Here is a 14,548-nt window from a genome sequence, read left to right on the forward strand (position 1 = left end):
AAGCTCTGGGCAAAGCGCACCGCCAAGGAGCGGGCGCAGGTACTCAAGCGCTGGTACGAGCTCATCATCGAAAACGCCGACGATCTGGCGCTGATCCTGACGACCGAGCAGGGCAAGCCGCTGGCGGAGGCGAGGGGCGAGGTCGTCTCCAATGCGGCCTATCTCGAATGGTTTGCGGAGGAGGCAAAGCGCATCGACGGCGATATCATTCCCGGTCCCAATGCCGGCCAGCGTATAATGGTGCTGAAGCAACCGGTCGGCGTCTGCGCGGCGATCACGCCGTGGAATTTCCCGAACGGCATGATCACCCGCAAGGCAGGCCCGGGTCTTGCCGCTGGCTGCAGCATGATCCTTAAGCCCGCTTCGCAGACGCCGCTGTCTGCCCTAGCGCTCGCCGTTCTTGCTGAGCGAGCCGGCGTGCCGAAGGGCGTGTTTTCTGTTGTGACCGGTGAGGCCAAGCCAATCGGGCTTGAGTTCTGCCATAATCCGAAGATCGCCAAGATCACCTTCACCGGCTCCACTGGCGTTGGCCGTTGGCTGATGAAGGAAGCGGCTGATGGCATCAAGCGCCTGTCGTTGGAATTGGGCGGCAATGCGCCCTTCATCGTTTTCGACGACGCGGATCTCGACGCTGCCGTCGAAGGAGCGATGATCTCCAAATTCCGCAATGCCGGCCAGACCTGCGTCTGTGCAAACCGTATCTACGTGCAGGAGGCCGTTGCTGCAGCCTTCACCGAGAAACTACTCGTGCGGGTATCAGCCCTTGCGCTCGGTCGCGGCACTGAAGCTGGCGTCAGCCAGGGGCCGCTGATTGACGAGAAGGCCGTGGCGAAGATGGAAGAGCATGTCGCCGATGTGCTCGCAAAGGGCGGGACCGTGCTGGCCGGCGGCAAGCGCAGCGCCCTCGGCGGCACATTCTTCGAGCCGACGGTCGTGACCGGCGTGACACAGTCGATGAAGGTGGCGAGGGAGGAAACCTTTGCGCCGCTGGCGCCGATTGTTTCCTTCAAGGACGAGGCAGACGTCATTGCCATGGCTAATGATAGCGAATTCGGTCTCAGGTGGCGAGGGAGGAAACCTTTGCGCCGCTGGCGCCGATTGTTTCCTTCAAGGACGAGGCAGACGTCATTGCCATGGCTAATGATAGCGAATTCGGTCTTGCCTCCTATTTCTATGCCAAGGACATGGCTCGGATCTGGCGCGTTGCGGAAGCGCTCGAAGCGGGCATGGTCGGGGTCAATACCGGCATGATCGCCAACGAAATGGCACCCTTCGGGGGCATCAAGCAATCTGGCATCGGCCGGGAGGGCTCGAAGTACGGGATCGAGGGGTTCCTTGAACTGAAATACGTGGCTCTTGGGGGAATGTAATTGTCGCCACCAGGCCCCAATCACCCGATTGCCGCGTTGGCCGGCAGTGGGTGTCGCCCGAAATATGGGGCTAGATGAAACCGGACACTGGCATAAAAAAGGATAGGATTTTGAGTTCCATAAATAGGCTCTGGCAAACTCGTCGCGGATTGCTGTTGCTCAGATAAGCGCGGTTATGCGTCGACGCCGAAACAGTGTCGATTGTTCGATTCCTTTCAAGTCGGCCTAGGTTTGATGGAGCGGACCAACGGTTCCAATCTAATCGTGTTGGGCAGATGACGGCGGTGATTTATTCCGGCATTATCCTTTCCATGTTCCGCCCGTCCACGCTCTGTCAAAAGGCGATCTGACGTTCCAGCTTGTCGAACGTTTTGCCACAGACTTTGAAACTCTGCGCGCCGACTTCAACTCCACCGTCGGTCAACTGTCCGAAACCCTGCGCGCTGTCGCTGACGCGACCGGGGCTATCGACAATGGCAGCCGCGAAATCAGCAGCAGTGCCGACGACCTTTCCAAGCGTACGGAGCAGCAAGCCGCTTCTCTGGAAGAAACTGCGGCTGCTCTTGATCAGATCACCGTCAATGTCGCCAACTCGTCCAAACGTGCTGACGAGGCTCGCAAGGTCGCAGTCCTCGCCAATGAAAGTGCCGCCCAGTCGGGCATGGTTGTCGCCAACGCGGTGGATGCCATGCAGAAAATCGAGCAGTCCTCGAATGAGATCTCCAACATCATCGGCGTAATCGACGAGATCGCCTTCCAGACCAACCTTCTGGCCCTGAACGCTGGTGTTGAAGCCGCTCGTGCCGGCGATGCAGGCAAGGGCTTCGCGGTCGTAGCACAGGAAGTCCGTGAACTTGCCCAGCGCTCTGCCAAGGCCGCCAAGGAGATCAAGGACCTGATCCGCAATTCGTCTGTTCAAGTGCAGAGCGGCGTCAAGCTGGTCAGCGATACCGGCGATGCCCTGAAGACGATCGAGCAATATGTCATCACCATCAACCAGCACATGGACTCGATTGCGACATCTGCGAAAGAGCAATCTGTCGGGCTGGGAGAGGTCAACACGGCCGTCAACCAGATGGACCAGGTGACCCAGCAGAACGCCGCCATGGTTGAAGAGACGAGTGCCGCTGGCGCAACACTTGCCAACGAAAGCGGTCGCCTGCGGGAATTGATCTCACAGTTTCAACTCGGCGGCGCACTTCGACAAACTGCTTTTGCCATGAAGGTGGCCAATACCCATCACCGTCCGGTTGCATCTCCTGCAAAGCGGTTGGTGGGCAAGGTCGCAAGCGCCTTCTCGGGCAATGCAGCGGTCAAGGAAAGCTGGGAGGAATTCTGATGGCCTTTCCAGGTAACCCGGCAATCGCCACAGGCGACACGTTTGAAATCATTGCCTTCAGGCTGCACGATCAGGAATTCTGTGTACGCACCCGAACCATCCGCGAGATTCGCGGATGGGGGCCTGCAACGCCGGTCCCACATGCTCCTTCCGATGTTATCGGGGTGATGAACCTGCGTGGAACAGTGATCCCAATCATCGATCTTGCCAACAAGCTCGGCATGAAAAGTACGGAGCCCATCGAACGCAGCGCGATTGTAGTGGCAGAAGTCCACGGAATGGCTATGGGGCTGGTCGTTGACCGGGTTTCCGACATTTTGACGATCCCCGGAAACCTGCTGCAGCCTGTTCCAGAGATCAGCATGTCCCACGGTATGCGTTACGCAGAAGGGATTATCACGCAACCTGAAGGCATGATCTGCTTCCTCAATCTGGAGCGTATGTTCGAACAGGTCACAGTGATAGAAATGGCAGCTGCCTAGGTGGCCAGCGCCGTTAGTTTATGATCAGCTCTCAGGGCAAATCAACAGCTCTGTCCAGTCTTGAATACAAATGTTCCGACGTTATGGCGCGCAGGTGCGTACGGCCGTGTCGCCAGTTGTTTATCTACCCTTCGACCTCAGGCTGGGCACCTCATTCTCGTTTAAATATGGAGAGGACGCGTCTCGTAGCTTCAACGACGGGATCGTGAGTTTCCTTCAGAATCGAGACCCTGTCAAAACGAGAAAGATCACGATTTACGGCCGAACGCAAAGCCTCACCAAATGCCATGCGCAATTCCGTGCCGATGTTGAACTTGCAGATGTTCGATTCCAGGGCGAGCGTCCGGCGCTGTGCCAGAGATACGCCGGAGCCGCCATGAACGACCAGCGGAACTCTTGTCGCCGCCTCAATGGCCCTGATCCGTGCTTCGTCCAGTACGCCGCCGGTGGACTGTTGCAGATGCAAATTGCCGACAGAGATTGCCATTGCATCCACACCGGTATCCCTGGCAAATTGGGCGGCCTCCACGGGATCCGTTCCAGAGGAAACTTCGCCGCCGGCATAACCGACAAAGCCGATTTCACCCTCGCACGAAATCCCGGCCGCATGCGCCATTTCGGCGATCGCTGCCGTCTCATCGATGTTCTGGCGCAGAGGTTTTCGCGACCCGTCGAACATCAGCGACGTGAACCCCGCATCCAAAGCTTCTCTGCATTCCTCGTAGCTATAGCCGTGGTCAAGATGTGCCACGACAGGAACAGAGGCGCTTTCGGCGAGGTAGCGGAACATTTTGCCCAGAATCGCAATGGGCGTGTGAGCGCGGCAGGAGGGGCCTGCCTGCAGGATCACCGGCACGCCTTCGACTTCGGCTGCGGCCACATAGGCACGCATGTCCTCCCAGCCCAGGGTGACCAGGCCGGCGACGGCATATCCGTCTCTGAGCGCAGGCTGCAGCACATCCGAGAGCGTGGCGAGGGTCATTTGAACTTCGCGATCATATCCTTGATTCCGGGGATCGTTTCCAGCTGCGCCGAGTGGGAAGGCTGGAAATACTGGACCAGCGATCTTTGGCTAAGGCCCGCCAGAATGGTAAAATAGTACATTTCGTACCCTGGAAGCACTGCGCAGGGATGATATCCCTTGTCGATGCAGATCGTCGATCCATCGACAATGTGATAGGCGTCCCCCGGCTTGCCATCTTCTCGCTGCAACATCTGAACGCCCGAACCATGATTGGGCATGAAGCGAAAGTTGTAGGTCTCGTCGTGTCTGGCTTCCAGCGGCAGGCGATCGGTGTCGTGCTTGTGACTGGGAAAACCCGACCAGCCACCCTGACCGACGGTGAACAATTCGCTGACAAGCAAACGTCCCACCTTGCCGTGATATTTCGTGCCCAGGATATGCTTGATCTTGCGGTGGGTCTTGGTTTCGTCACTGCCATACTGGACCATGTCGATGTCAGCGCTGCGGACATCGAAAGGTTCCAGAACCTTGTCGTATAGCGCGCCCGCGACGAAGGTTTCCGTGGCCTCGGATGTGCAGACGATCGTCACCCTGGCGCCAACGGGCACATAGACGCCCTGGGGCTCGCCGTCCCAAACATCGACGCCCCGGTTGCCGACGTCGGCAAAGTGAACGCCCTCGACAGTAACCTCCACCGTACCCGTCGCCGGCACGATGCAGGTCTCGTATCCCGGCACCTGATACTCGAAAGCATCGCCCCTCTTCAGCTTGACGATGTTGAAATAGTTGAGTGGAACCAGAGCATCGCCGATGTCGACAATCGGTCTGTTGGCATTGTCATAGGGCGCGATGTGCATGGGATGGTCCTTTCAGGCGGATGTAACGCCGGGATGTGCGGACAGGAAGGCTTCCAGCTCGGCGACGAAGGGCATGGCGGGTGCGCATCCGGGCTTTGCAACAACGATCGAAGCGCATGCCGATCCGCGCAGGATGGCCTCTCGCATCGGGCGTCCTTCACCGAGCGACGCCAGAAATCCGGCCAGAAAGCTGTCGCCGGCGCCCGTTGGTTTCAAGGCGGTCACGGGGAATATGCCGGTGCGGATTTCCCCTCCTTCAGCAAAGGTGATCGAGCCGTCCGGCCCTCGTTTATAGACGACAATGGTGGCACCGGCGTCCCGCAGTGCGCGGGCTTTCTCCAGGCCTTTGTTGATGTCTCCGGCCATGAAGCCGAACTCCTCGTCATTGCCGACGATGACATCCGACAACTCTGCCGCGCGCGACAGCACGTCTTGAGCAATTGTCGAAGACGGCCAACTGTAGGGGCGGTAGTCGACGTCAAGGATGATGGGGACGCCAGCGGCGCTGGCCAGTTCAAATGCGCGGAACGCTGCACGACGCGAGGGTTCGGCTGAAAATACGGTGCCCGTGGTGATCAGCCCGCCGTAGGCCGTATAGTCCACGGCTTCGACATCGGCGACCGTCATCTGGAAATCGGCGGCATTGTTCCGGTAAATGACCGACTGATGCTCGTCCATCCGTGTTTCATAGACAGCAAGCGAGGTGCGTACTTCCCCCTTGATCGCTGTCACATGGCGACGGTCGATGCCGTAGTGATCGAGTTGGTCCAGGCAGTACCAACCGATGGAATCGTCCGAAACCGTGGTTAGCAACGCAGCCTTGCAGCCCAGCTTGCAGAGCCCGGCGGCGATATTGGCGGAGGATCCTCCCATGGCAACCATCATCGCCGTCGCATCCCGCGTTCGGGCGCCGGCTGGTGAAGGGGTCAGGTCCATTCCGACCCGCCCGATGACCAGAAATGCTTTGCTTGCGATCCGTTCGAGCCCCATCACACGCCCTTGCGCTGCAGATGCCGGGATGCTTCCCAGGCCCGATGGGCCTCGGTCACCGCTGGATCGTCGGAAATCTGCGGCGTACCGCATTCCCACCAGGTGTGCCCCTCGCTCGTCCAGCCGTCATAGGGATCGACTTTCATGCAGATGACGCTGGTTTTCCGGGCGGCCTTTGCGCGTTTGAACGCGTCAGCCAATTCTGCGGGATTGGCCACCGTTTCGGCAATGGCCCCTTGCGCACGCGCATGGGCCTCGAAATCAACGGCAAAAGCCTCGGGAATTGTCGGGCAATCCGTCAGCAAATTGTTGTAGCTCTGGTTTCCGGTGTTGTTCTGCAGCTTGTTGATCACTGCGAAACCGCCATTGTCGAGGACAAGAATGATCAGCTTCTTGCGACTGAGAACCGAGGAATAGATATCGGAGTTCATCATCATGAACGACCCGTCGCCTATGAAGACGATTGTATCCTGATCGGGCTCGCGCTCGGCCTGTGCGATCCGGGCACCCCATGCGCCGGAAATTTCATAGCCCATGCAGGAAAAGCCAAACTCGACATCGATTGTGCCGGTTTCGAGCGTGCGCCAGTTTGCCGTTACTTCGGCGGGTAGCCCGCCAGCGGCGGCCACCACGCGGTCGCGCTTGTGGCAGAGGTCGTTGACGACACCGATGGCCATCGCATAGGAGTTGGCCCTGTTGCCCGGGGCCACGTTCTGGGCGACGTAGCTGTCCCAGGCTGCGCGATGCGCCTGAGCGGCAGCGACCCAGGCTGCCGGAGCAGCATAATCCTTGAGCGCATCTGTAAGAGCGAGCAGCGAGAGCTTTGCGTCCCCGACAACCGGAAGCGACCGATGCTTGCCGGCATCATGGCGCGCCGTATTGACCGAGATAAAGCGCGCTTCTTTTGAGAACGCAGTCCAAGACCCCGTTGTGAAATCCTGAAGTCTCGTCCCGACGGCGAGGATAACATCGGCCTCGGCAGCGATCGCATTGGCCGAATTCGATCCGGTGACGCCGATCGGGCCGATGTTCAACGGATGTGTTGCGACCATATTGGCGCGCCCAGCAATGGTTTCCACCACGGGGATCCGGCGCGCTTCGGCAAAGGCAGTCAGTTCGGCAATCGCCCGGGAATATTGCACGCCACCGCCTGCAATGATCATCGGCCTTTTCGCTGTCCGCAGCAGCGCCACGGCGTCGGCGATTTCTGCCGCATCCGGGGTCTGGCGACGGATGCGGTGTACCTTCTTTTCGAACCAGACCGTCGGGTAATCGTAAACCCATCCCTGCACGTCCTGAGGCAGGCCGATGAAGGCCGGTCCACAGTCGGCAGGGTCCAGCATGGTGTCGATGGCGTTGGGAAGCGACTGCAGGATTTGCGCCGGATGGGTGATCCTGTCCCAATAGCGCACGACCGGCTTGAAGGCATCATTCACACCAAAGGTCGGGTCGCCGAAGTTTTCCATTTGCTGCAAGACGGGATCGGGCAGCCGGGTGACATAGGTATCGCCGCACAGGAGAAGCATCGGCAGCCGATTGGCATGGGCAAGTGCGGCGCTGGTCAAAAGATTGGTCGTACCGGGACCGGCGCTGGCCGTGCAAAACAGAAAACGCAGCCGCAACCATTGTTTGGCATAACCCGCCGCAGCAAAACCCATGCCTTGTTCGTTTTGCCCCCGGTACAGCGGCAGTTCTTCTCTTGCCTCGAAAAGCGCTTCGCCGAGGCATGCGACATTGCCATGACCGAATATGCCGAGCCCGCCACCGCACAGGCGCATTTCCGCTCCATCGATCACAATGAACTGGTTGGCCAGATAACGGATAATGGCCTGCGCCGTGGTCAGCCGAATGGTCTCTTCGCTCATGTCCGAATGTCCCCGTTTGCCAAAGCGCGCAGTCACACTGCGGTCCGATTCCGGCTTGTCAAATATTGAGCCTTAGGATACGAATTTTGCAATCGGTTGCAAACAAAAAGATTACACAGGGGGTGGGATGTCGGAGATTGGGATCGGGATCATCGGTGGCGGCTACATGGGCAAGGCCCATGCCGTCGCTCTGCTTGCCGTGGGAGCGGTTTTCAACACGGCCCTTCGCCCGCGTCTCGAAATGGTCTGTGCCACGAGTGAAGACAAAGCCGAACACTATCGGAAGGCCTATGGCTTTGCGCGGGGGACTGCCGATTGGCAGGTGCTGGTCAGCGACCCCAAGGTCGAGGCCATTGTCATTGCGTCGCCTCAGGACACGCACCGCGCCATTGCCGAGGCAGCCTTTGCCCTTGGAAAGCCGGTTTTCTGTGAAAAGCCGATGGGCGCATCGCTGGAAGACAGCCGGGCCATGGTCGCAGCAGCTGAGGCGTCTGGATGCGTCAACATGGTGGGTTTCAACTATATTCGCACACCGGCCAGCCAATATGCGCGCCAGTTGATCGCGTCCGACGCTATTGGCGATGTGACATGGTTTCGCGGCGAGCACACAGAGGATTTTCTCGCCGATCCGCAGTCACCTGCGAGTTGGCGCACGACGGGCATGGCAAATGGCACCATGGGCGATCTGGCGCCCCACATGATCAACGCAGCTCTTGCGCTCCTCGGCCCTATCCGAAGCGTCATCGCCGAAGTGGAAACCGTGCACCGGAACAGGCCCGGCGGTCCTGTCAGCAATGACGACCACGCGCAGATGATGTGCCGTTTCGACAGCGGCGCCATGGGGCAGATGTATTTCAGCCGGATCTCGACAGGCCGCAAAATGGGCTACGCCTATGAGGTCACTGGCACAAGGGGCGCGATCCGCTTCGATCAGGAGGACCAGAATGCGCTCTGGCTGTATCGTGCCGAAGGCCCGGAGGCCAGCCGTGGCTTTACCAAGATTTTGACCGGGCCGGCGCATCCGGATTATCTGCCATTCTGCCAGGGACCGGGACATGGCACCGGATATCAAGATCAGATCATCATTGAGGCTAAGGATTTTCTCGAGGCCATCCATAACAGGGTGGCGGCCTGGCCGACCTTTCGTGAGGGAATGATCGTCAACCAGATTATCGCTGCTGCGCTGGCCTCTTCCACAAAAAAGACCTGGCAGGACGTCGCTGCGTTCTAAGCAATTGAAAGGCTGCAGAAATGAATATTCGCATCGGCAATGCACCCTGCTCCTGGGGCATAGAATTCCCAAGCGACCCATCTTATCCAAGCTGGCAAACCGTTCTGGATCAATGCGCGGCTGCTGGTTACAAGGGAATTGAGCTTGGCCCCATCGGTTACATGCCCGAAGATCCGGCCGTGCTAGCGCCTGAACTTGCAGCGCGCGATCTCGCAATCATTGGCGGCGTGGTGTTTCGTCCGTTTCATGATCCGTCGAAATGGGATGACGTCATGGATGCCTCCGTTCGCACTTGCAAAGCACTGGCCGCCCATGGCGCGCAGCATCTGGTGTTGATCGACAGCATATCGCCGCGCCGCGCGCCGACAGCGGGGCGTGCCAAGGAGGCCGAACAGATGGAGGAGGGCGAATGGGCTGCCTTCCGGGACCGGATCGCCACCGTCGCCAGACTGGGAACCGAAGAATATGGTCTGACCGTCGGCATCCATGCCCACGCTGCGGGCTTTATTGATTTCGAGCCAGAACTGGAGCGGTTGCTGGAGGAAGTGGACGAGAGCATTCTCAAGATTTGCTTCGACACGGGGCATCATTCCTATGCCGGCTTTGATCCGGTCGCCTTCATGGATCGCCATATGGAACGGATTTCCTATATACATTTCAAGGATATAGATCCAGTGGTCAAGGCCCGTACCGTCGCCAACCGCACGGACTTCTACAAAGCCTGCGGGGAGGGCATCTTCTGCAATCTTGGCAAGGGCGATGTCGATTTTCCAGCTGTCCGCAAACGGCTTCTGGCTGCAGGATTTGAGGGCTGGTGCACTGTCGAGCAGGACTGCGACCCGTCGATGCCTGGCACCCCGCTGGAAGATGCGCGGGCCAACCGCGAATACCTGCAATCCATTGGTTTTTGAGGAACGGATACAATGACAAAACTGAAATGGGGTATGATCGGTGGCGGCGAAGGTAGCCAGATCGGGCCGGCGCATCGTCTGGGCGCATTGGCTGACGGGCATTTCGAGTTTGCCGCTGGCGCGCTTGATCATCGGCCAGACGCGGGGCGGGACTATGCCAAGCGGCTCGGGATCGCGGCGGACCGGGCCTATGGCGACTGGACGGAAATGCTCGCCGGCGAACGCGGGCGGGCGGACCGGGTTGATCTGGTCACCGTGGCAACGCCAAATGCGACGCATTTCGAGATCACCAAAGCCTTCCTTGAAGCCGGCTTTAACGTGCTGTGCGAAAAGCCGATGACCATGACCGTCGAGGAGGGCGAGGAAATCGTCCGCGTCGTCAAGGCCACAGGCAAGATCTGTGCGGTCAACTATTGCTATTCCGCCTATCCGATGGTCCGCCAGGCTCGTGCAATGGTGCGTGCAGGGGAGATGGGCAAGATCCGCCTAGTCGTGACAAATTTCAGCCATGGTCACCACGGCGATGCTGCAAACGCGGACAATCCGCGCGTCCGCTGGCGCTATGATCCTGCTGTCGCAGGTGTCTCCGGACAGTTTGCCGACTGCGGCATCCATGCGCTGCACATGGCAAGCTTCATCTGCAACGATCAGGTCGAGACACTGTCAGCCGACTTTGCCTCGACCATTGCCAGCCGTGCGCTGGAAGACGACGCCATGGTCAACTTCCGCATGGCGGGCGGCACTGTCGGGCGTCTCTGGACATCTTCGGTTGCGATTGGCCGGCAGCACGGTTTTGACATTCAGATTTTTGGCGAAACCGGTGGGCTCCGATGGGCCTCGGAACAGCCGAACCAGCTGATGTATACGCCTGTCAACGGCCGTACCCAGATCATCGAAAAGGGCGAAAGCGGGCTGCATGCCGATGCACAGCGCCTTTCCCGGGTGTCCATTGCACATCCGGAAGGCTTCCCCCTTGCTGTCGCAAACATCTATTGCGATCTGGCCGATGCCATCAGGGGCGAGGGCCGCGACGGTTTGCCGAGGGCAGAGGATGGCTTGCGATCAATGGCAGCGGTCCATGCGGCCGTGGTATCGGCGAAGGCAGGCGGTCTTTGGACGGACGCGCGCCCTCCGCTGTTTCGCTAACATTGCTGGCATCGGTTTGCCTGGCGAGCGCTAGGGTGCGGCCGTTGTGGGCAACGGGCGCAGCGTTCCCCGCTCGACAATCTGGCAGGCAAAAATTCGGGCTTCCGGTAAACGTGCAGGTTCGCGCAGCATTGCCGTTATCAGTTCGATCGAGGAGGTAACGATCTCCTTAATAGGCTGTCGTATGGTGGTGAGATTGATGTTGTGCCAGCCGGCAATCTCCATATCGTTCAATCCGATGATTCCGATATCGTCTGGCACGGAAAGTCGCCGGTCCTGTATGGCCGATAGTGCGCCGATCGACAGAACGTCGTCGCCGCAAAAATACGCCTCGGCATGGGCGCGGCTCAAGAGATCCTGCATCTCCTCTCGCCCTGCCTCGAAAGAATAGGTTCTGGCGAAAGACTGGCTGGCGCGGATTTGAGGATGGAGAGCGAGTTCCTGTAAAAATCCCTTCAATCGGTCCTGGGTGGAAGTCGCTACCTCAGGCCCACCCATAAACCCGACCCGCTGATAGCCGCGCGCTATCAGACTTTGCGCGGCCAGGCGCCCGGCATCTATATTGTCTATCCCCACCACATGCACCTCCGGCGCGCTCGTCACGCGCCCAAAGGCATGCACGACTGGTACGCCCGCATCGCGGAACGCCTTGCCAAAGGCCGGCGGCAGCGTCGACGACGCAACGACGACGCCATCCACCGAATATTGGCGAAGCATGCGCACCGAATTTGCGGGGTCTGTTTCGTCGGTCAGATTGACCAGAAGTGGACGCAAGCCCTGATCCTGAAGCGCGCGGGTAAACAGGTCAAAGACTTCAAGAAAAATCGGATTGTGGAAGTTGTTCGACACCAGTCCGATCAGTTTTGTCCGGCCGGTCGTCAGGCTGGAGGCCAGAACATTCGGGCTGAACCCGAGCTCTGAAGCGGCCTTTTCGACCCGCTTGCGCATCTTTGCCGAGACCGAGGCGCCGTCGGTAAAGGCACGCGACACGGCCGAGCGGGACACCCCGGCACGTTCGGCTACGTCTTTCAAAGTTGGCACCATCGTCTGCGGGCTCCTGCCTTTTCAGTCCTGCCTTATAGCGCGACTGCGAGCACGCAGTATAGGTCCGCGAGCTCAGCCAATTTGCAATCGGTTGCAATAACTATTGCGATGTGTATTAACTGATTCCGGGAGTCGGAGGAGATCGGCGCTCAGAGCGAAATTTAGTCTCACGGGAGAGAGAAATGACGTCACTTTTGAAGAAGCTGGCTTTGACTACGGCACTTGTTGCGGTGCCCCTGCTGACGGCAACGCAGGCATTGGCCGAAGGCGAGCGCTATGTTTTGGTCAGCCATGCACCCGATAGCGACAGCTGGTGGAACACCGTCAAGAACGGCATAAAGCTGGGCGGAGAGCAGATGGGCGTGACTGTCGAGTATCGAAACCCGCCGACAGGCGATATCGCGGACATGGCGCGCATCATCGATCAGGCGGCGGCATCGAACCCCGATGGTATCATCACGACGCTTGCCGATTTCGACGTGCTGAAGGAGCCTATCAAGAAGGCCGTCGATCAAGGCATTGACGTCATCATCATGAACACAGGAACGCCAGAGCAGGCGCGCGAAGTGGGTGCCCTGATGTATGTCGGTCAGCCGGAATATGACGCAGGCCTTGCTGCCGGCATGCGTGCCAAGGGAGATGGCGTGACATCGTTCCTTTGCGTCAATCACGCGATCCAGCAGCCGACCATCGCCGAGCGTTGCCGTGGCTTCGCCGTTGGACTCGGTGTTGAATTGGGCGGATCGATGCTTGATAGCGGTACCGACCCGGCCGAGATCAAGAACAAGGTTTTGGCCTATCTCTCTGCCAATCCGAACACAAACGGCATCCTGACGCTCGGCCCGGTTTCGGCAGATCCGACCATCGCAGCGCTGAAAGAAAACGGTATGGCCGGCCAGATCTACTTCGGGACGTTCGATCTCGGCGAGGAGATCGTCAAGGCCATCAAGGAGGGGGTCATCCAGTGGGGCATCGACCAGCAACCCTTCCTGCAGGCCTATTTGCCGGTTGTCATCCTGACCAATTACGACCGCTATGGCGTGCTGCCAGGTAACAACATCAACTCGGGTCCGGGTTTCGTCACCAAAGACGGATTGGAAAAGGTCGAGAAATTTGCGGGTGAATACCGCTGATTTTTTAAGGAACGTGGTGGCCGATGGATGTTGGCCGCCATGTCTCCTCATTTATCGCCTGTACTTTGAGGGGGTTCGATGACCGAGACACCAGCACTTCACCAAAACGACGAGCGCATCAAGTCAAGATCCAGGTTCCGAGAAGCCCTGATTGTACCAGAACTTGGAGGTATCTGCGGTACGATCCTGGTCTTCACATTCTTCCTGCTGACCGCGCATGAATCCGGAATGTTCAATGCTGCGGGTGTACTGAACTGGTCGGTCGTATCGGCGCAGTTCATGATCATCGCTGTCGGGGCCTGCCTTCTGATGATTGCGGGGGAGTTCGACCTTTCGGTTGGTTCGATGATCGGCTTTGCCGGCATGATGATTGCCATCTTCAGCGTCAACATGGGTTGGCCGATGTGGATCGCCATTCTGGTTGCCTTTGTACTATGTCTGGCGACCGGTGCGCTGAACGGCTGGATCTGCGTCAGAACCGGCCTGCCGAGCTTCATCGTGACACTGGCATCGCTGTTCATCCTGCGCGGATTGACGATCTTTCTGCCTCAGACCCTGGAGAACAAGACGATTATCGGAGGGATCCGGGAAGCGGCCGAGGGTGACTGGCTGGCACCGGTGTTCGGCGGCAAGGTTTTGACGGGGCTGTTCCAGTGGTTTGGCGAAATCGGTCTGATCGCGACATTCGAGCGGGGGGTGAACAAGGGCATGCCTGTCGTTGACGGTATACCGATGCTGATTGTCTGGGCGCTGGCGCTCATTGTGTTCGGCCACGTGTTGTTGACAAAGACCCGGTTCGGCAACTGGATTTTCGCCTCCGGCGGCGACGCGGAATCAGCCAGGAATTCCGGTGTTCCGGTCGACCGGGTGAAGATCATGATGTTCATGTTCACCGCCTTCTGCGCCACCGTCTTTGCGACCTGTCAGGTCATCGAGTTCGGCTCCGCCGGGGCGGATCGGGGCTTGCTCAAGGAATTCGAGGCGATCATCGCCGTAGTCATTGGTGGTGCCCTGCTGACCGGCGGCTATGGATCGGTCCTGGGGGCGGCACTGGGCGCATTGATATTCGGCGTTGTGCAGCAAGGTCTCTTCTTTGCTGGCGTTGAGAGTTCGCTGTTTCGGGTGTTTCTCGGCATCATTCTGCTCTTCGCTGTGGTCCTGAACACCTATATCCGTCGCATCATCACCGGGGAGAAATAGGATGGAGAGCCACCTC

The 14,548-nt window shown here is 58.8% G+C and carries 11 protein-coding genes and 2 pseudogenes; 8 read left to right on the plus strand and 5 right to left on the minus strand.

Going from position 1 to position 14,548, the window contains the following annotated elements; all coding sequences use genetic code 11:
• The 3 genes and pseudogenes from ASD36_RS10270 to ASD36_RS10280 form a co-directional block, all read left to right on the plus strand.
• Window positions 1-1,370 (plus strand): annotated as a pseudogene (locus ASD36_RS10270) (NAD-dependent succinate-semialdehyde dehydrogenase); the annotation flags it as partial.
• Window positions 1,371-1,701: 331 nt separating this feature from the next.
• Window positions 1,702-2,709: pseudogene (locus ASD36_RS10275) on the plus strand (methyl-accepting chemotaxis protein); the annotation flags it as partial.
• Window positions 2,709-3,191, plus strand: a complete 483-nt coding sequence (locus ASD36_RS10280; protein ID WP_060510005.1) for a chemotaxis protein CheW — start codon at window positions 2,709-2,711, stop codon at window positions 3,189-3,191. The pseudogene ASD36_RS10275 and the gene ASD36_RS10280, both read left to right, overlap by 1 nt.
• A 151-nt stretch (window positions 3,192-3,342) precedes the next feature.
• Here ASD36_RS10280 and ASD36_RS10285 read toward each other — a convergent pair whose 3' ends face one another.
• The 4 genes from ASD36_RS10285 to iolD are packed head-to-tail and all read right to left on the minus strand — an operon-like array spanning window position 3,343 to window position 7,867.
• Window positions 3,343-4,173: a class II fructose-bisphosphate aldolase gene (locus tag ASD36_RS10285; protein ID WP_060510007.1), complete on the minus strand. Its 831-nt coding sequence runs from the start codon at window positions 4,171-4,173 to the stop codon at window positions 3,343-3,345.
• Window positions 4,170-5,012: a 5-deoxy-glucuronate isomerase gene (locus tag ASD36_RS10290; protein WP_060510009.1), complete on the minus strand. Its 843-nt coding sequence runs from the start codon at window positions 5,010-5,012 to the stop codon at window positions 4,170-4,172. The genes ASD36_RS10285 and ASD36_RS10290 overlap by 4 nt, the downstream gene beginning before the upstream one ends.
• A gap of 12 nt (window positions 5,013-5,024) precedes the next feature.
• On the minus strand, window positions 5,025-6,002 hold the full coding sequence (gene iolC, locus ASD36_RS10295) for a 5-dehydro-2-deoxygluconokinase (RefSeq protein ID WP_060510011.1): 978 nt from the start codon (window positions 6,000-6,002) through the stop codon (window positions 5,025-5,027).
• Complete coding sequence (gene iolD / locus ASD36_RS10300; RefSeq protein ID WP_060510013.1) at window positions 6,002-7,867, minus strand: 3D-(3,5/4)-trihydroxycyclohexane-1,2-dione acylhydrolase (decyclizing); 1,866 nt, start codon at window positions 7,865-7,867, stop codon at window positions 6,002-6,004. The genes iolC and iolD overlap by 1 nt, the downstream gene beginning before the upstream one ends.
• Before the next feature lie 127 nt (window positions 7,868-7,994).
• Here iolD and ASD36_RS10305 point away from each other — a divergent pair, with 127 nt between their 5' ends.
• Genes ASD36_RS10305 through ASD36_RS10315 form a run of 3 tightly spaced genes read left to right on the plus strand, consistent with a single transcriptional unit; the run spans window position 7,995 to window position 11,155 of the window.
• Window positions 7,995-9,098 (plus strand): Gfo/Idh/MocA family oxidoreductase, encoded by a 1,104-nt coding sequence (locus tag ASD36_RS10305; protein ID WP_060510014.1) that lies wholly within the window; start codon window positions 7,995-7,997, stop codon window positions 9,096-9,098.
• Window positions 9,099-9,118: 20 nt separating this feature from the next.
• Window positions 9,119-10,009, plus strand: a complete 891-nt coding sequence (locus ASD36_RS10310; RefSeq protein ID WP_060510017.1) for a TIM barrel protein — start codon at window positions 9,119-9,121, stop codon at window positions 10,007-10,009.
• 12 nt (window positions 10,010-10,021) lie between these two features.
• Window positions 10,022-11,155: a Gfo/Idh/MocA family oxidoreductase gene (locus ASD36_RS10315; protein ID WP_060510019.1), complete on the plus strand. Its 1,134-nt coding sequence runs from the start codon at window positions 10,022-10,024 to the stop codon at window positions 11,153-11,155.
• Window positions 11,156-11,185: 30 nt separating this feature from the next.
• Here ASD36_RS10315 and ASD36_RS10320 read toward each other — a convergent pair whose 3' ends face one another.
• On the minus strand, window positions 11,186-12,199 hold the full coding sequence (locus ASD36_RS10320; protein WP_060510020.1) for a LacI family DNA-binding transcriptional regulator: 1,014 nt from the start codon (window positions 12,197-12,199) through the stop codon (window positions 11,186-11,188).
• A gap of 182 nt (window positions 12,200-12,381) precedes the next feature.
• On the opposite strand from ASD36_RS10320, the gene ASD36_RS10325 reads away from it, so the two are divergent.
• Together ASD36_RS10325 and ASD36_RS10330 are read left to right on the plus strand one after the other, a co-directional pair.
• The gene (locus ASD36_RS10325; RefSeq protein ID WP_060510022.1) at window positions 12,382-13,332 is read left to right on the plus strand and encodes a sugar ABC transporter substrate-binding protein; all 951 of its coding nucleotides are present in this window, start codon (window positions 12,382-12,384) and stop codon (window positions 13,330-13,332) included.
• Window positions 13,333-13,410: 78 nt separating this feature from the next.
• The gene (locus tag ASD36_RS10330) at window positions 13,411-14,532 is read left to right on the plus strand and encodes an ABC transporter permease (RefSeq protein WP_060510024.1); all 1,122 of its coding nucleotides are present in this window, start codon (window positions 13,411-13,413) and stop codon (window positions 14,530-14,532) included.
• Window positions 14,533-14,548 lie beyond the last annotated feature (16 nt).

This window comes from Rhizobium sp. Root1334 (assembly GCF_001426665.1).
GTDB lineage: Bacteria > Pseudomonadota > Alphaproteobacteria > Rhizobiales > Rhizobiaceae > Pararhizobium.

Bases quoted from the DNA above. Each gene is read 5' to 3' on its own strand.
- ASD36_RS10280 (WP_060510005.1), top strand. From the start codon at position 2,709: ATGGCCTTTCCAGGTAACCCGGCAATCGCCACAGGCGACACGTTTGAA.
- ASD36_RS10285 (WP_060510007.1), bottom strand. From the start codon at position 4,173: ATGACCCTCGCCACGCTCTCGGATGTGCTGCAGCCTGCGCTCAGAGAC.
- ASD36_RS10290 (WP_060510009.1), bottom strand. From the start codon at position 5,012: ATGCACATCGCGCCCTATGACAATGCCAACAGACCGATTGTCGACATC.
- iolC (WP_060510011.1), bottom strand. From the start codon at position 6,002: ATGGGGCTCGAACGGATCGCAAGCAAAGCATTTCTGGTCATCGGGCGG.
- iolD (WP_060510013.1), bottom strand. From the start codon at position 7,867: ATGAGCGAAGAGACCATTCGGCTGACCACGGCGCAGGCCATTATCCGT.
- ASD36_RS10305 (WP_060510014.1), top strand. From the start codon at position 7,995: ATGTCGGAGATTGGGATCGGGATCATCGGTGGCGGCTACATGGGCAAG.
- ASD36_RS10310 (WP_060510017.1), top strand. From the start codon at position 9,119: ATGAATATTCGCATCGGCAATGCACCCTGCTCCTGGGGCATAGAATTC.
- ASD36_RS10315 (WP_060510019.1), top strand. From the start codon at position 10,022: ATGACAAAACTGAAATGGGGTATGATCGGTGGCGGCGAAGGTAGCCAG.
- ASD36_RS10320 (WP_060510020.1), bottom strand. From the start codon at position 12,199: ATGGTGCCAACTTTGAAAGACGTAGCCGAACGTGCCGGGGTGTCCCGC.
- ASD36_RS10325 (WP_060510022.1), top strand. From the start codon at position 12,382: ATGACGTCACTTTTGAAGAAGCTGGCTTTGACTACGGCACTTGTTGCG.
- ASD36_RS10330 (WP_060510024.1), top strand. From the start codon at position 13,411: ATGACCGAGACACCAGCACTTCACCAAAACGACGAGCGCATCAAGTCA.